Here is a 15,364-nt window from a genome sequence, read left to right as displayed (position 1 = left end):
TTTCCTGTTCATGGCAAGAGGTCCCCGTAGGGTCGCTTGCGTAGACTGCTTCCTGTACCTGTATCACGCTGCGCCCCATCGTATGTCCGGCAGACGCGGCGCTGCGGCGATCAGGGCTTCGGTATAGGGGTGCTGAGGGTCGGTGAACACCTGCTCGGTTTCACCCTCCTCGACAATGCGGCCGGCTTTCATGACCAGCACCCGATCGGTAATCGTGCGCACCACGCTCAGGTCGTGGCTGATGAACAGGTAACTCAGGTCATAGGCGTCGCACAGCTCTGCCAGCAGATCGAGGATGCGGGCGCGAACGGACACGTCAAGGGCCGATACCGCCTCGTCGAACAGGATCAGTTCGGGGCGGATGATCAGCGCACGTGCAATGGCAATACGCTGGCGCTGGCCGCCGGAAAACTCGTGAATATATTTTCCTGCGTCGTCCGGCGACAGACCCACGGCGGTTAGCACCTCGGCAATCCGGTCAGTGCGTTCTGATCCGGTCGGGGACCTGTCGAGCAGGTGAAAGGGTTCGGTGATCAGGCGCGCGACCTTGTGGCGGGGGTTGAAGCTGCCGAACGGGTCCTGAAACACGACCTGCATCTTGCGCCGCACTTCCAGGTTGGGATTTTTGCCGCTGAAAACCGGTTGACCGTCCAAAAGGATATGCCCCTGCTGGACGTCTTCAAGACCCAGAATGGCTCGCGTCAGGGTCGATTTTCCGCAACCGGATTCACCCACCAGTCCCAGACGTTCACCCCGATGCAAGGTAAAACTCACATGATCGACGGCGCGATGGTGCTCCGGTTTGCCGAACAGGCGTTTTCGCGGCAGGCGATAGTCCCGCACGACGGCTGCCACCGACAGCAAAGGCGCGGAGTCGCGGCCCGTGGGAAGGATGACCTGATGACCCGAGGCCTCGAACAGCATGCGGGTATAGGGATGCTGCATCCCGGTCAGCAACCGGCGGGTGGTGTCGGCTTCCACCACTTCGCCGTCTCGCATGACCACGATCCTGTCGGCCATATCGGCCACCACGGCGAGGTCATGGGTGATCATCAGCAGTCCCATGCCGAACTCGGATACCAACCCTTTCAGCAGATCGAGGATTTGCGCCTGAGTGGTCACATCAAGAGCCGTGGTTGGCTCGTCTGCGATCAGCAGCCTTGGCCGCAAGGCAATGGCCATCGCGATCACCACTCTTTGACGCTGTCCGCCCGACAGTTCGTGGGGATAGCGACCAAGCGGGTAGCTTTCGGGCGGCAGGCCTACGCGCGTCAACACCTCACGCGCGCGATCCCGAGCTTTTGCAGGGGTCATCGCCTTGTGGATCAGAATCGTTTCAATCACCTGATCCCCGATGGTCATGACCGGGTTGAGCGCGGTCATGGGCTCCTGAAACACCATGCCGATCCCGGCGCCACGCAGGGTACACATCTGGGCTTCGGGTCGGTCAAGCAATTCCTGCCCGTCCAGCAGGATCGATCCGCTTGTACTGGCGCCGTTTGGCAGCAGCTGCATTATCGATAGCGCGGTCATCGATTTGCCCGACCCGCTTTCACCGGTAACTGCCACCACCTCGCCCGGTTCGACCGCAAGGCTGACGCCATTCAGGATGTTCGTCCCCTGGATGGACAGCGACAGGGTGTCGATCTGCAAAAGGCTCATGCGCGCGCCACCCGAATGCGCGGGTCCAGCCAGTCGCGCAACCCGTCCCCCATCAGGTTCAGCCCCAGCACCGTAAGAACAATCGCCAGACCCGGGATCAGCGCCAGGTGCGGCGCAAAGCTGACCATGGTCTGCGCATCCGCCAGCATCCGACCCCAACTGGGCGTTGGTGGCTGTGCACCCAACCCGACATAGCTGAGCCCGGCCTCGGCCAGAATGCCCAAACTGAACTGGATGGTGCCCTGCACGATCAGCAGGTTGGCGATGTTCGGCAGGATATGCTCTGCCGAAATCCGCGCCGCGCCCTTGCCGGCAACACGGGCGGCCATGATGAACTCGCGCTCCCACAAGGATAGCGCGGCACCGCGAGTGATGCGGGCAAAGACCGGAATGTTGAATATACCGATGGCAATGATCGCGTTGACCGCACCTGCGCCAAAGACGGCAGTGATCAGGATGGCGATGACCAGAGACGGAAAGGCAAAGACCAGATCGTTGCCGCGCATGATCAGCTCGTCCAGCCATGATCCCTTGCGTGCCGCCGCCGTCAGGCCCAGCGGCACGCCAAAACCCATGCCGATGCCCACCGCAACCAGCGCGACCGCAATCGACGTACGGGCACCCACCATGATCATCGAGAACATGTCCCGTCCGAAATGGTCGGTTCCGAACCAGTGTTGCGCAGTGGGCGTTTGCAGCTTGTTGGGGATATCCAGCGTTGCGTGGTCATAAGGCGTCCAGACAAACGAGATGAGCGCCGCCAGCACCACCAATGACGACAGGCCCGCGCCCAGGGTCAGGTTACGGCTCATGTGCGGCTCCTCAGACGCGGGTCGACGGCGGCATAGGCCAGATCGACCAAGAAATTCACGGTGATCACCGCAAAGACCAGCAGCATGACCACCGATTCCACCACGATCAGATCACGGGAAGAAATCGCCTGAAACACCAGCCTTCCAAGCCCCGGCAGATAGAACACCTGTTCAATGATGATCGACCCTGCCAACAGGAAGGAAAACTGCAGCCCTATGATGGTCAGCACCGGGATCAGCGCATTGCGTACCCCTTGCCGCCACAGCGCCTGACGGCGGCTCAACCCCTTGGCCCGGGCCGTGCGCATGAAATCCTCGCCCAGAATGTCCAGCAGCGCCGATCGCATCACCCGCGCCAGAATAGCGGCCTGCGGCAGCGCCAGCGCAACTGCGGGGAGCGTCAGCGAGTGCATCCCGCCCCAGAAACCGTTTTCCCACCCGGCAAACCCGCCCGCGTTGAACCAGCGCAAGTTGATGGCAAAGACCAGGACCAGCATCATCGCGAACCAGAAATTCGGGACCGCGATGCCAAGTTGGGTCGCGCCCATCACGGCGGCATCTCCGGCCTTGCCACGCCGGGAAGCGGCATAAAGTCCGGCTGGAAACGCGATGGCAGTCGACAGCGCCAGGGCATAAAGCGCCAGCGGCAGCGATACCCATAACCGGTCCGCGATCATGCCTGAAACCGGCGTGCGATAGGTATAGGATGTGCCGAAATCTCCGCTCAGCATCCCGCCGACCCAGTTGAAATAGCGCTGTGTCTTGGGCACATCCAGGCCCAGTTCAGCGCGCAGCGCGGCCAGCGTATCGGGCTGCGCATTGACCCCCAGCATGAATGATGCGGGATCCCCCGGTGCCACCTCGATCACGGCGAAGATGACAACAGAGGCAACCACCAGGCTCAGGATCAGCGAGGTCAGGCGTTTGAGGGCGTAGCGCAGCATCAGCGCCACGTTAGGCGGGGATTACATTCGGGTCCAGCATCTAAGGCGTGACCAGAAACTTGAGGACGGCATAGGCGACAATGGCGGCATAGCCAATGGGATAGATCCATTTCACGGCGTAATTATCAAGCTTCCGGGCCGCGTCCTCGCGCCCGGACAGTTTAAGTTTACTCAGGACCACGTTGAAAACGATGATCGCACCCGTGGCAAGGAACATCCACTGCAGGATGAAATCGAGAAAGGTCAAATAGCCCAGCTTTGGCAGGTCCGCCGATATGGCCCAGTTGAATGCAACAAAGACCAGCAGGTTTGCCCCAGAAATCTCGATCCGCTTGCGATATTCGTCGAGGAAAAAGACCGACCAACTGACCGTGATCAGCACCAGCATCGGAAGGAAGACCCGTATGATGTAATAGGTAATGTGCCTGCTTCCTTCGAAGACCAGCGTGATCTGATCGCTGTCGTTCCCTGAAATCCCCGGCACATTGGTTTTGGTCAGGCGCGCGTTTCCAAGAATCCACTCTTCTTCACCCAGCAGGTCGCCGAGGCCGGAGTATTCGTTCAGGGGGTGGTAAGTCACGAAATTTGCGGGCAGAACCGAACTGACCTCGAACTGAAAACGCTGCGTGTCGAAAGGGTATTTGGTGAAATCGAAGTACGGAGCCTGCAGCGTTAGTGACGATTTCTCGACATAGATCACACTTCCATCCGGACGAATGGCCGCGGCGGATTGGTGAATCCAGCGGTTGGATTGCTGGTTCTCGATTACAAATACCGGGATGATCGCGCCAACGGTCGATGCATAGTCTGCTAGGGCCTTGGGTTTTAATATCCGAACTTCGCGCCCGATCTCGTTTGGATCGAATGCGAGTGCGGGATCTGTCCACTCAGCCCTTATGACAGCGACAGCACCATAGTTTTCCGCTTTCTGATCAACGTTGACAATCTGATCGATCCTGATGCCGACCCCGACATCAAGGGGGGCAGCGGGTGTTGTGGTGATGACCTCCAGATTCCCGGACAGCTCCTCCTGTGCGTTGGCGGGAAGGGCGAGGTTGACCAAACTGAGCGCGGTCAAGACCATCAAGTGGACAAAAGGCCGAAGGACACCCGATATCATCATGCTCTTGTTACCAGTTCGCGGAGTAGAACAAGCGAAGCCCCGCAGAACGGGGGCTACGCATCTGTGTTATCACTCGGCCCAGGATATTCCGGTCAGATCAACTGCGGCCGTTGGCGAATTGACCCACAATCCTTGAACACCTGCCTTAGCTACGCCTGTTTTGGCAAACTGGAACAGATAACCGTTCACGTAATCTTCTGCGATCATCCGCTGCGCGTCGCCCAGCAGTTTCGTGCGCTCATCCGGATCGGTCGTCTTGTTCAGGGTTTCCATCAGCGCCTGAAACTCGGGGTTGTCGTACTGGAAATAGTACTCCGGACGGGCATAAATGCCGATGTCCATTGGTTCAGTATGGCTGACGATCGTCAGGCCGAAATCCTTGCCCTTGAACACGCTTTCCAGCCACTGGGCCCATTCCACATTGATGATCTCGGCCTTGATGCCGATTTCGGCCAACTGTGCGGCGACAATCTCGCCCCCGCGACGGGCATAGGATGGCGGCGGCAGGTGCAGCGTGGTTTCGAACCCGTCGGCTAGCCCGGCTTCGGCCAACAGGGCTTTTGCCTTTTCGGGGTCATAGCCGGAAATTCCGGTCAGATCGACATAGGCCGGATTGTGGGGCGCAAAGTGCGTGCCGATGGGCGTGCCATAGCCGAACATCGCCCCGTCAATAATGGCCTGCCGGTCAATAGCGTGTGCAATCGCCTGACGAACGCGGACATCGTCAAAGGGCGGTTTCTTGTTGTTGGTGGACAGGATCGTTTCACCTTCGGTGGACCCGATCAGGACCTGAAACCGTGGGTCTGCCTCGAATTGCGGCAAGTTCTCAGGCGCCGGAAAGTTTTCGAACACGTCCACATCTTCGGCCATCATTGCCGCAAAGGCGGCGGTCGGGTCCGAGATGAATTTGAACGTCGCTCTTTCCAGCGCCGGTTGCGGGCCCCAATAGTCCGGGTTGCGTTCCAGAGTGATCCGGTCGCCCTGCACCCATTCATCAAACTTGTAAGCGCCGGTGCCTACCGGATTGGTCTTGATGTTCTCGATGCTTTCGGGCGCAACGATCACCGCGTCCCCCCAGGCCATGTTGAATAGGAAATTGCCGTTCGGGCCATCAAGCGTCACCTTCACGGTCAGGGGATCGACGACCTCGACCTCGGTGATTCCGGCAAACAGCGCCTTTTGTGCATTGGCGCTGTCCTCGGCCCGGGCGCGGTCGAGGCTGAACTTGACGTCCTCGGCATCCATCGCGCTGCCGTCATGGAAGGTCACGCCATCATGCAGCTTGAAGGTATAGACGGTGCCGTCCTCGGAAATCTCCCAGCCTTCTGCCAGCCCCGGTACAATCGATCCATCGCCCATGAAACGGGTCAGCCCTTCGAACACGTTCGTATAAACCACGGTATCGATGGCCTGGGCTGCTGCACTCGTCGGGTCCAGATGCGGTGGCTCAAGCTGTGTCGCGATGGTGATATCGGTTTGTGCCCAGCCCTGCGTCGCAAACAGGCCGGCCCCCAGCGCCAGCGCCGAGGCAAAGGTGCGAAACATCGGTTGTCCCATGAAAACTCTCCCCTTTTTTCGAATGACCGGACTCGCAGAGATGGTCATTTGTCTTTCAATCTCCTCTCAAACCTCGGACCAATCAAGGGAATGTTGGCGCAAAACGCTTTCTTTGAAACGCCCCATCTGCTATGCCGCGCTGCAGCGAACCAATCCCGCAGGACCCATTATGAGCGCCACAGCCCGCAAGAAAGCCCCCAACGCCGAGGACATCCGTTCCCGCAAAGGTGGCGAACCGCTGGTCAGTCTGACCGCCTATACCACTCCGATGGCCCGGCTGATGGATGCCCATTGCGATTTTGTTCTGGTCGGTGACAGCGTCGGCATGGTGCTGCATGGCCTGACCTCGACCCTTGGCGTCACGATGGAGATGATGATCCTGCACGGGCGGGCCGTCGCGCGCGGGCTGGACAAGGCGATGATGGTCATCGACATGCCGTTTGCCAGCTACGAGGAAGGACCGGCGCAGGCATTTAGCAACGCCGCGCGTCTGATGGCCGAAACCGGGGCAGGGGCGGTCAAGCTCGAAGGCGGGGTCGAGATGGCCGAAACCATCCGCTTTCTGGTCAAGCGCGGCATTCCGGTTATGGCGCATATCGGCCTGACCCCGCAATCGATCAATACGCTGGGCGGCTACAAGGTGCAGGGCCGCGATGCGCAGGCCGAAGCGGTGCTGGCCGATGCCTGCGCGGTGGCCGAGGCCGGTGCGTTCTCGGTCGTGCTCGAAAAGGTGCCTCAAGGTCTGGCCGACCGGATCACTGCCGAAGTGCCGATCCCGACCATCGGCATCGGCGCCTCTACGGGATGCGACGGCCAGATCCTTGTGGTGGACGATATGCTTGGGTTCTTCACCGCCTTCAAACCGAAATTCGTCAAACGCTTCGCCGAGCTTGGCCCCTTGGCTGAGACGGCGATTGCCGAATACGCAGCCGAGGTGCGCGCCCGCACTTTCCCCGCGGCCGAACATGTGTTTGCCGATCACGCACCCGACAGAGGCTCGTCGAAATGACAGCACCCATTCTGCGCCACCTGGCCGATCTGCGTGCCAAAACAACCGCCTGGACCCGTGCCGGTGAAACTATCGGGGTGGTGCCCACCATGGGGGCATTGCATCAGGGACACCTGTCGCTGGCCGAAGCTGCCCGCGCCGAATGCGACCGGGTGATCGTGACGATTTTTGTGAACCCCAAGCAGTTCAACAACCCCGAAGATCTGGAGAAATATCCCCGGACCGAGGTCGAGGATGCCGAAAAACTTGCCCCATTCGGCGTCGACGTGATTTATGTCCCGGCGCCTGCAGAAATCTACCCCGAAGGCTTTTCGACAAACGTGTCCGTCGCTGGTCTGACCGACGTGATGGAGGGCGAGTTTCGCCCCGGTCATTTCGACGGGGTTGCCACGGTGGTGGCAAAGCTTTTCCTGCAGACACAGGCCAGCCGCGCCTATTTCGGCGAGAAGGATTTTCAACAGCTGATGGTCGTCCGTCGCATGGCGCGCGATCTGGACATTCCTATCGACGTGATCGGATGCCCGACCGTTCGGGAACCCTCCGGTCTGGCCATGTCGTCACGCAACCTGCGCCTGTCTGGCGAAGGGCTGATCGTGGCCGCCCGGCTGAACCCGGTCATGCAATCGGTCGCGGATGCCCTGACAAGAGGAGAGAGTTTCGCGCCACTGGCCAAGGCGGCGATTGCTGAACTGCACAGCGCGGGGTTTACGCAAATCGAATATTTCGACTTGCGCAGCGCCCATACCTTGGCGCCGCTGGACCGCCCCACCGAATCCGCGCGCCTGTTGGCCGCCGGGTGGGCCGACGGCATCCGCCTGATCGACAATGTCGAGGTTCCCGCCCTCTGAACTCGGGTCTGGCGCAAATGCGCCGCTTCGGTCTAGTGTCCTCCCAAAAGTGACAAGGGGAGGGTGCCGATGACCTATGTCATGGCCATCGATCAGGGAACCACATCCACAAGGGCCATTCTGTTCGACCAGGACATGCAGCGCGTGGCAACCGCTCAGGTCGAGTTCGCCCAGCATTTTCCACAGGAAGGCTGGGTCGAACATGATGCAGACGAAATCTGGGACAGCGTTCTGAAAACCTGCCGTCAGGTGATGGACACCCACGGCATCACCCCCGCGCAGGTGGCGGGTATCGGGATCACCAACCAACGCGAAACCACCGTGGTCTGGGAAAAGGCAACAGGCAAGCCCATCCACAGGGCTATCGTCTGGCAGGACCGGCGAACAGCGGCGATCTGTGACCGTTACCGTCAGGCTGGATGCGAAGACGACATCATTCACCAGACCGGTCTGCTGCTTGATCCCTATTTTTCCGGCACCAAGGTGAAATGGATTCTCGACTCGATCCCCTGCGCACGTCAACGCGCCGAGAAGGGTGAACTTCTGTTTGGCACCATCGACAGCTTCCTGGTCTGGCGGCTGACCGAAGGCCGGATGCACGCCACCGACGCCACCAACGCCGCCCGCACCCTGCTGTTCGACATCCACAAGGGGATGTGGAGCACAGAAATCTGCGATCTGCTCGACGTCCCCACGGCCATGCTCCCGCAAGTTCGCGACTGTGCGTCCGATTTCGGGCACACGACACTATTGGGCGGTAAAATACCGATCCTCGGCGTTGCCGGCGATCAACAGGCGGCCACCATCGGGCAGGCCTGTTTTGCGCCGGGAATGATGAAATCCACCTATGGCACCGGCTGTTTCGCCCTGCTCAACACCGGGGCCGAGCCGGTATTGTCAAACAACCGTCTGCTGACAACCATCGCGTATCAGTTGGGCGGAAAGCGAACCTATGCGCTTGAAGGGTCGATCTTTATCGCCGGCGCAGCGGTGCAATGGCTGCGCGACGCGCTAAAAATCATCGACAATGCCGCGCAAAGCGGCGAGCTGGCAGCACGGGCCGATCAGACGCAAAAAGTCGTGCTTGTGCCGGCCTTCACCGGTCTCGGCGCGCCCTATTGGAATCCCGACTGCCGGGGGGCGATGTTTGGCCTGACCCGCAATTCCGGCAGGGCCGAGATTGCCCGTGCCACGCTGGAAAGCATCGCCTATCAGACCCGAGACCTGTGGCAGGCGATGCAGGGCGACTGGGGTGCCGAAACGGATGTGATCCTGCGCGTCGACGGCGGCATGAGCGCCTCGGACTGGGCGATGCAGGGGCTGGCCGACCTTCTGGGCGCGCCCGTCGACCGGCCGGTCATGCAGGAAACCACCGCGCTGGGCGCCGCGTGGCTGGCGGGGATGCAGGCAGGTGTTTACCCCGATCAGGAGGGCTTTGCTGCCACCTGGGCGCTGGATCGCCGGTTCGAACCGGAAATGGCCCAAAGCGACCGAGATTCAGCCTATGCCCGCTGGCAGAAGGCGGTTCATGCGGCGATGATGTTTTAGGCGTACGGATCGGACATCCAGTTTGAGTCCGAAATGACCTTTGTGGCTTTCATGGTGAATGTCCGCAAACCACAAACTCGAACTTGCAAAAAATAGATCTAATGCCCACCACCACCGGCCAAACCAATTCCCATCAAAATTGACCCAAGCACCTTAATGCGCAACCCGGCAGCTTTGACCACGCCGGTCGCAGCAACGATATGCCCAAAAGTTCCGTCGATGTTATTTGTGTATCCTTGAACGATGCAGCCTGATCCGTCGAGCAACATGGCTTCGTGTTCTTTGTGCACCAATTCAATAAAGGCCTGAACGCTGCCACGATATGCTGCTTTGTTCAGCTCAAGCAAGTCTCCGCTTGGCACTACCTGACCAGTCGCGACTGCTGGTTGCACAGAAACGATATGAGCCGGGAAAATTGCGTTTCGGAATGCAATATTGGCGTTGGTTTCGCATGCAATCTCTACCGGCATTCCGTCGTAAATCGTGGAGTTGGCTACCTGAGAGAATCCGGCCACGACACGGACCGGTAAATCTTCCTGACGGTCAGGAATGATAATCATCGACGGGCGAACAACCAGTGTCGTCGCGGGGCTGCCAACGCTCAGAGCAAGCTGTGTGACGGTTCCTCGAACCAGACTTCTGACTTCGGTAAATGCGAGTGCGGTATTTGCCTGCTCAATTGTAGTCTTAATCGCCTGGCGTTCTGCCGGGAGGCTTTGTTCAATTTCGACCAAAGCGAGGTCGAGTTGCGATTTTGCTGCCTGCAGGTCGGCTTCGGCAGCTTCCAAGGCAGCGGTCGCTTCGATGACAGTATTCGTCGTTCCTACCCCGCGATTGACCAAGGCTTGAGCATCGCCCAGATCGTTTTCCAGGCTAACAATACGGGCCTCGATTTCGGCCACGCCCGCTTGTGCGACCTTTTTATTGTCCTCTGCCTTAATCTCTTCGGCGTCAATCACAGCTAGTTGCGCCTCTGCCTCCGCCAAAGCTGCGCGTTGGGCACTATCTTCGATGCGAAACAGCAGGTCACCCGGCTCAACCCGCTGGCCGTTGACGACAGCAACCTCAGTCACTGGGCCAGTGGTTTGCGCAACGACAGACACGGTACGGAAGGGCACCACGCCCGCGTAAGTTTTTGGGTGATAGTAAAAGACAATCGTGAAAACAGCGAAGGCCATGATTGCCCACAAAAACACGGCCGTTTTCATATTCCAAACGGTTATTGCTTCACCGCGACGCCGCAATTGAAAATAGCGGATCACTGCAGGAAAGGACGTGAACATAAGCTCAAACATCGTCGTTCTCCCCCTCCTCAAGCGGTGTGGTAGGTGGAGCAGATGGACCGGCATCAGCTTTGAAATTCAGATGAAAACGAGACCAATCAGCCATAAGGGCAATGAGAATGGCGCTTAAGGGCAGCAGCGGGTGAAAATGATCTACAGGAAAGATTTCGTAAATCAGTGCTATCGCCAACAAGGTTGGAATGGTCTTCGCAAGCGGTGTCCCTTGGGCCTTATGTTCCGCCCAGCGGTCGAACGCGGCATAGAGGTATACGATACCGTAGAGCCCGCCAACGACAATAACGAGAACAACGATTGCCAGATAATCGCCGTCGCCTGGAGACACAAACCAATGTGGGTCCGCGTGGCCCCCGTGCGCATTATCTGCCATGTTTCTGAACTCTCTATAGACTTGAACTTGCAACTGCAAATTGGGTTCGATTGTTTAATCAAGCGATTTAACTTGGGTCAACAGCTTAACGACTTAACGGCAAGCTGTTATTGACGACACAAGCGTCGAGAAATCCAGCACTATGCAAAAACACGCCCCAGAGTTTGTTGGAGTTGGGCGACCTGCAGGTAACCGCATCCAGCAGCCATTGGTGTGATTGCAGAGAACGCACACTTTGTCCCGCGTCGTACCCGTTCGTGCGCTGCGCGGCGAACGGCGGTGTTCCCCGAACCAGTCACTCGTGATCAGGCGGCGAATGCCGGTAGTGAACCCATACTGTTGAAAAAGTCAGATTTTGCCAAAAGTCAGCGAAAAAGCAGGCCATAGAATGCCAGCCCGAAAATTTGGCTAAGGGGTCGGCCAAAACACGGGTGCGGCGATGTATGAGGCGCTCATGACCAGCTGGGCGCAAACAGCGGCGACTTTTCTGATGCTCTGGCGTCTTGCGAAAATCGAGAACGTGAAATTTTCGAGTTTTTCAACAATATCAGCCCAAACTACCTCATGCTGCGTAGGGTCCGAACGGACGCTATGCGCACAATAGCTGTCATTGCGTAAGGCGAGGCCGACCCTTTCCCGCCGTACGTCTCCACTTGTCGTTGCCGTGGCGCAGCCCGTTGATCCGGATCTTTATCGAGCGCGCAGCATTTTCGCCGGGGCAATTATTGGGTCGCGGGAAAAGCGGACTGGTGCAGTTGCCGCTACAGCATGAGCAGAAACTTCACGCAGACGCGGCATGGCGGGGGCCGTGAAGCTGCATGTGTCATCAGTTCGGTCATTGTCGGCCACTCTACGCGCGAAAATCAAGCGACGCTTCGCTGCGAGCCGTGTCGACCATCGAGGAGCGGGTAAACTGGACGCCAGCCAAAGGCACCAGATGCCACATTTCGGCGCGTCGCAACATATCGCTTGGCCCGATCTTGTTTTTGGGATGGATGAGCGACTGCATTCTTCGCCTTGCTCACTTGCTCACTTGCCCGTTTCCACGTTGCCAAGCTACAGTCCAAGGCGGTTCTTTTTGCCTTGGAAAAAAATGCCGATGCCATGGACATACCGGCACGCCACGAAGGAATGGCGTGCTTTGCTTGACGATGCCAAAGAAAGAATGTGCCTGGTGTCTGACAACAACGCCTACACAGCGCTTGATGCGGTATTCCAGGTGTTTCGGCGGCGTTTAACTGCTCAGGAGGGGCTAGATTTCGCCAGTGTGCTCCCGTGTGTGCCCCGTGCGATTTTCGTGAAGGATTGGGACATCTCGGAAGAACCGCTTCCGTTCGGTGACCGTGCTTCTCTCATCGATGAAGTCAAAGCCGTCCGAAAACATCACAACCTCACACCTGACAATGCCATCGAAGCGGTGGCTTGGGCATTGCGGCGGCACGTAAATGCGAGGGACTTTCAGCGGATACTCGACAAGCTTTCTCCTCAAGCGCGTGCTTACTGGCACGTTGAGGTTGAAGATCCTTCTGAACTCGAACAGAGGATCATCTAACGAAACTCGGCGATGTTTGGTAACTTTAGGAATACGGATTGCACTCAGAGAACGTGGAAAACCACCTGTCGGCGCAATGTATCCATGTATTCGCGGGCGAGCGCCGCCGAGCATGGCACATTTGCTTAAAGCTCCATTGGCAGCCATGTGAGAATACTCAGCTCGTAACGCATTGACACTAGGCCGCACAGACCGACGACTTTCCGAACTTGACAGGGCTGCCTTATCTCCGAGAGGAGAAATCGCGCAAGCGCAGTGCGTGAAACTGCCCTGGCCTCCGCGGGAAGAGAGCCCACCTCGGTCCGGCAAGTTCCGTCAATCCCGTTCTTGAGGAAGCCGGTGCGCACGATTGTCCAGTCGACTGTAGCAGCACAGATGATCTGTTCCATGCGCCGTGCCGCCTCGATGGAGCGCGGCACGGCGCACTGAAGAACCCGCGCCGCCAATATTTCGGTATCGCAAGCGCTGCCCGCGTGGATCGTCAGATTCCGATGGTGGATATCGGAAAGCCTGTCCCTGGACCGCACCAGCGCCGTGACGCTGTTGCCCCCTTCCAGAGCTAGGCGGATGAGCTCGCGGCCGGTTCGGCCGTTTGCGCCGAGCAAGAAGAGTCTCATCTGCGCTTCCTCTTTTCCAGGGAGCGCAGCTGCCGCGCCGACCCGTCCCTGGCAGGCTTCCGTGCCGTGGCGCAGAATACAATCTCCCATACGCAGATCGCTTGGGCGCACCGGCGCTCGTCAATCAGCCGTTGATCGAGCGTATCGATATCGATGTCGGCCTTCGATGCAATCGAGAACCGTTCAAGGCGCGGAAGCGCCGCGCGGACGATCGAAGCAATCGGGTAGCGGGACGAGGGTGTCAGAAGGTTCGCTTCGGCACGGAATTCTTCTACCTCCAGTCCTGCTTTCGATAGAACGGAGTGCAAATGGTGGCCCATGTGGATGTCGGCACCTTCTGCCGACAGCATATCGCGCAACCAGCCTCTGACCCGATCATGCAGCGGCCAAGGCGCTCCGACCTGTTCGATCGTGGTCAGGTCATGTTCATGGAACAAGACCCGCCCGCCCGGCTTGACGACACGAACAAGGCTGCGTACCGCGGCCACAGGATCTGACTGATACATCAGCACACGCCGCCCGATGGTGGCGTCGCAGGATTCGTTCCCGACTCCTGCCGCGTCAAAGCCTCCCTCACGGAAGGAAATATTGAGCAATCCCAGTTCGATTTGTCTGGCGCGCGCCAATTGCAATGCGCCGGCGTCCCGATCAAGACCGATCACCTGACCGTGCGATCCGACGCGTTCCGCCGCCATGAATGACACCGCGCCCGTTCCGCAACCGATATCAAGCACGCGCATGCCTGGACCGATTCCTGCCCCTTCAAGCAGCCGCATGGTTATCTGATCGACGACGTTCACTGGCAAACAGCCTTTTCCATTGCCCTTACGACCGACCTATCTCATGCACGGTGCGGCATACCCGTGCCGGTATCGAGATAGGCCTTCAGGCTATCGACAAAGAACCTGTCCCATCCTGCTTCGCAAACCTCGTAGCAATGCAAGTTGGGGGCAAGTCCGACATGTTCGAAGCGGATTCTAGCGCCGTTTTCTTCGGGCGAAATTGTCCAGATCGTCCGCGTGCCGAGCCATTCTGTCTCGATCTCCCTGGGCTTGCCTTCATGCAGGTGCAGCGCCTCGACGCATTCCAACTCGACCAGTTTGCCGGGAACAAGCCGCCTGGCTTCGAAAGTCCAGTACGACCGGCCCGGCGGAAAGGTGAATCTGGCCCGATCGCCCTCATTTCGGATCGGCTGATCAGGTGTGGTCCACCAGTGTTCGAACCCCATTGTCAGTGCTTCGAAGGCTTGTTCCGGCGTGGCCGCGACCGTGAGTGACTTTTTATAGTTTCGCATGGACGGTACTGCCTCCTTTTCATTCCAATGTGGTGGCAACGTCTCCTCTATACCGGGAAGCTCGCTCATCCGGGCTTTCCAATCGGACACCCTTGGATAGAGGTCTGGCGGATAGCCGAAACCGAGCCGGTCCATTACCTTGTGGTGGTTTTCGACCGCCCGTTGGATAAGGCGGATTTCCGGGAACACGACAGCGTCTGCCGCACTCGGTACATCTCCCGCCAAATAGGGGCCTTCCGCGAGCAGGCTCTCAAGCCAGCGACATTCCGAATGCAGCTTCTCGCTGGCCCCGATCAGCGCCTTTTCTTCTTCGCTGCCCGGTTCCGGGTCGAGGCGCTGCAGCAGGACCGGCACCAGTACGGCGCGGTTGGCCTCCCGCACATAATCGCAGGCTTCCATGGTGATCTGCCAGATTCGCGCGGCCTCGTCCTGTGTCGCGCCAAAGAGTGGAGGTTCGGGAAAACGTCGATCCAGCCACGCAAGTGCGGCTATCGAATCGCGGATGACGATGCCGTCCGCTTCCAACACCGGGACGGTGCCGCGGGGATTGAGCGACAGGAAAGGCTCGGATTTGTGCTCTCCGGCTGAGGCACGCAGCACGTGCTGTTCCCAAGGGATGCCTTTTAGCGCAAGAGCCACAAGCACCCGCCAGGGCCGTGGTGCGCCGCTGATTGTGTGGATGGTCAATGTCATTTCTGTTTCCTGATTCAGGTTGTGTTCCGGGCCG

15 protein-coding genes are annotated in these 15,364 nt (G+C 58.8%); 4 read left to right on the top strand and 11 right to left on the bottom strand.

Annotated elements, in window-relative coordinates; translation table 11 throughout:
- Positions 1 to 63: 63 nt before the first annotated feature.
- From ACR0LZ_RS05920 to ACR0LZ_RS05900, 5 genes are all read right to left on the bottom strand, one after another.
- Positions 64 to 1,662 carry an ABC transporter ATP-binding protein gene (locus ACR0LZ_RS05920; protein WP_480748856.1) on the bottom strand — a complete coding sequence of 533 codons (1,599 nt, stop codon included), beginning with the start codon at positions 1,660 to 1,662 and terminating at the stop codon, positions 64 to 66.
- Complete coding sequence (locus tag ACR0LZ_RS05915; protein ID WP_480748855.1) at positions 1,659 to 2,474, bottom strand: ABC transporter permease; 816 nt, start codon at positions 2,472 to 2,474, stop codon at positions 1,659 to 1,661. The genes ACR0LZ_RS05920 and ACR0LZ_RS05915 overlap by 4 nt, the downstream gene beginning before the upstream one ends.
- On the bottom strand, positions 2,471 to 3,418 hold the full coding sequence (locus ACR0LZ_RS05910; protein WP_480748854.1) for an ABC transporter permease: 948 nt from the start codon (positions 3,416 to 3,418) through the stop codon (positions 2,471 to 2,473). Before ACR0LZ_RS05910 ends, ACR0LZ_RS05915 begins: the two co-directional genes overlap by 4 nt.
- Positions 3,419 to 3,458: 40 nt before the next feature.
- Positions 3,459 to 4,541 carry a ligand-gated ion channel gene (locus ACR0LZ_RS05905; protein ID WP_480748853.1) on the bottom strand — a complete coding sequence of 361 codons (1,083 nt, stop codon included), beginning with the start codon at positions 4,539 to 4,541 and terminating at the stop codon, positions 3,459 to 3,461.
- Between the two features lie 69 nt (positions 4,542 to 4,610).
- Entirely contained in the window at positions 4,611 to 6,098 is a 1,488-nt protein-coding gene (locus ACR0LZ_RS05900; RefSeq protein ID WP_480748852.1) for an ABC transporter substrate-binding protein, read from the bottom strand.
- Positions 6,099 to 6,267: 169 nt separating this feature from the next.
- Here ACR0LZ_RS05900 and panB point away from each other — a divergent pair, with 169 nt between their 5' ends.
- The 3 genes from panB to glpK all read left to right on the top strand — a co-directional run bounded on the left by panB (position 6,268) and on the right by glpK (position 9,503).
- On the top strand, positions 6,268 to 7,107 hold the full coding sequence (gene panB / locus ACR0LZ_RS05895) for a 3-methyl-2-oxobutanoate hydroxymethyltransferase (RefSeq protein WP_480748851.1): 840 nt from the start codon (positions 6,268 to 6,270) through the stop codon (positions 7,105 to 7,107).
- A complete protein-coding gene (gene panC / locus ACR0LZ_RS05890) occupies positions 7,104 to 7,955 on the top strand; it encodes a pantoate--beta-alanine ligase (RefSeq protein ID WP_480748850.1) in 852 nt (283 codons plus the stop codon). Before panB ends, panC begins: the two co-directional genes overlap by 4 nt.
- A 69-nt stretch (positions 7,956 to 8,024) precedes the next feature.
- Positions 8,025 to 9,503 (top strand): glycerol kinase GlpK, encoded by a 1,479-nt coding sequence (glpK, locus tag ACR0LZ_RS05885; protein WP_480748849.1) that lies wholly within the window; start codon positions 8,025 to 8,027, stop codon positions 9,501 to 9,503.
- A gap of 98 nt (positions 9,504 to 9,601) precedes the next feature.
- Here glpK and ACR0LZ_RS05880 read toward each other — a convergent pair whose 3' ends face one another.
- The 3 genes from ACR0LZ_RS05880 to ACR0LZ_RS05870 all read right to left on the bottom strand — a co-directional run bounded on the left by ACR0LZ_RS05880 (position 9,602) and on the right by ACR0LZ_RS05870 (position 12,183).
- On the bottom strand, positions 9,602 to 10,798 hold the full coding sequence (locus ACR0LZ_RS05880) for an HlyD family secretion protein (RefSeq protein ID WP_480748848.1): 1,197 nt from the start codon (positions 10,796 to 10,798) through the stop codon (positions 9,602 to 9,604).
- The gene (locus tag ACR0LZ_RS05875) at positions 10,791 to 11,174 is read right to left on the bottom strand and encodes a hypothetical protein (RefSeq protein ID WP_480748847.1); all 384 of its coding nucleotides are present in this window, start codon (positions 11,172 to 11,174) and stop codon (positions 10,791 to 10,793) included. Before ACR0LZ_RS05875 ends, ACR0LZ_RS05880 begins: the two co-directional genes overlap by 8 nt.
- Before the next feature lie 850 nt (positions 11,175 to 12,024).
- Positions 12,025 to 12,183, bottom strand: a complete 159-nt coding sequence (locus tag ACR0LZ_RS05870; RefSeq protein WP_480748846.1) for a hypothetical protein — start codon at positions 12,181 to 12,183, stop codon at positions 12,025 to 12,027.
- 69 nt (positions 12,184 to 12,252) lie between these two features.
- Between ACR0LZ_RS05870 and ACR0LZ_RS05865 the strand changes: the two genes are divergently transcribed.
- Positions 12,253 to 12,726, top strand: coding sequence for a DUF2267 domain-containing protein (locus ACR0LZ_RS05865; RefSeq protein ID WP_480748845.1), 474 nt, complete (start codon positions 12,253 to 12,255; stop codon positions 12,724 to 12,726).
- 125 nt (positions 12,727 to 12,851) lie between these two features.
- Here ACR0LZ_RS05865 and ACR0LZ_RS05860 read toward each other — a convergent pair whose 3' ends face one another.
- The 3 genes from ACR0LZ_RS05860 to ACR0LZ_RS05850 form a co-directional block, all read right to left on the bottom strand.
- Positions 12,852 to 13,343 carry an NAD(P)-dependent oxidoreductase gene (locus tag ACR0LZ_RS05860; RefSeq protein WP_480748844.1) on the bottom strand — a complete coding sequence of 164 codons (492 nt, stop codon included), beginning with the start codon at positions 13,341 to 13,343 and terminating at the stop codon, positions 12,852 to 12,854.
- Entirely contained in the window at positions 13,340 to 14,119 is a 780-nt protein-coding gene (locus ACR0LZ_RS05855) for a methyltransferase domain-containing protein (protein ID WP_480748843.1), read from the bottom strand. Before ACR0LZ_RS05855 ends, ACR0LZ_RS05860 begins: the two co-directional genes overlap by 4 nt.
- Positions 14,120 to 14,184: 65 nt before the next feature.
- Entirely contained in the window at positions 14,185 to 15,330 is a 1,146-nt protein-coding gene (locus ACR0LZ_RS05850) for a glutathione S-transferase N-terminal domain-containing protein (RefSeq protein ID WP_480748842.1), read from the bottom strand.
- Between the last annotated feature and the right edge of the window lie 34 nt (positions 15,331 to 15,364).

This window comes from Ruegeria sp. CI1 (assembly GCF_056536925.1).
The sequence above is the reverse complement of the archived record's forward strand: the minus strand, read 5'-3'. Positions and strand labels throughout refer to the sequence as shown.

Excerpts from the sequence above, each read along its gene's own strand:
- ACR0LZ_RS05920 (WP_480748856.1), bottom strand. The coding sequence starts at position 1,662 with ATGAGCCTTTTGCAGATCGACACCCTGTCGCTGTCCATCCAGGGGACG.
- ACR0LZ_RS05915 (WP_480748855.1), bottom strand. The coding sequence starts at position 2,474 with ATGAGCCGTAACCTGACCCTGGGCGCGGGCCTGTCGTCATTGGTGGTG.
- ACR0LZ_RS05910 (WP_480748854.1), bottom strand. The coding sequence starts at position 3,418 with ATGCTGCGCTACGCCCTCAAACGCCTGACCTCGCTGATCCTGAGCCTG.
- ACR0LZ_RS05905 (WP_480748853.1), bottom strand. The coding sequence starts at position 4,541 with ATGATGATATCGGGTGTCCTTCGGCCTTTTGTCCACTTGATGGTCTTG.
- ACR0LZ_RS05900 (WP_480748852.1), bottom strand. The coding sequence starts at position 6,098 with ATGGGACAACCGATGTTTCGCACCTTTGCCTCGGCGCTGGCGCTGGGG.
- panB (WP_480748851.1), top strand. The coding sequence starts at position 6,268 with ATGAGCGCCACAGCCCGCAAGAAAGCCCCCAACGCCGAGGACATCCGT.
- panC (WP_480748850.1), top strand. The coding sequence starts at position 7,104 with ATGACAGCACCCATTCTGCGCCACCTGGCCGATCTGCGTGCCAAAACA.
- glpK (WP_480748849.1), top strand. The coding sequence starts at position 8,025 with ATGACCTATGTCATGGCCATCGATCAGGGAACCACATCCACAAGGGCC.
- ACR0LZ_RS05880 (WP_480748848.1), bottom strand. The coding sequence starts at position 10,798 with ATGTTTGAGCTTATGTTCACGTCCTTTCCTGCAGTGATCCGCTATTTT.
- ACR0LZ_RS05875 (WP_480748847.1), bottom strand. The coding sequence starts at position 11,174 with ATGGCAGATAATGCGCACGGGGGCCACGCGGACCCACATTGGTTTGTG.
- ACR0LZ_RS05870 (WP_480748846.1), bottom strand. The coding sequence starts at position 12,183 with ATGCAGTCGCTCATCCATCCCAAAAACAAGATCGGGCCAAGCGATATG.
- ACR0LZ_RS05860 (WP_480748844.1), bottom strand. The coding sequence starts at position 13,343 with ATGAGACTCTTCTTGCTCGGCGCAAACGGCCGAACCGGCCGCGAGCTC.
- ACR0LZ_RS05855 (WP_480748843.1), bottom strand. The coding sequence starts at position 14,119 with ATGCGGCTGCTTGAAGGGGCAGGAATCGGTCCAGGCATGCGCGTGCTT.
- ACR0LZ_RS05850 (WP_480748842.1), bottom strand. The coding sequence starts at position 15,330 with ATGACATTGACCATCCACACAATCAGCGGCGCACCACGGCCCTGGCGG.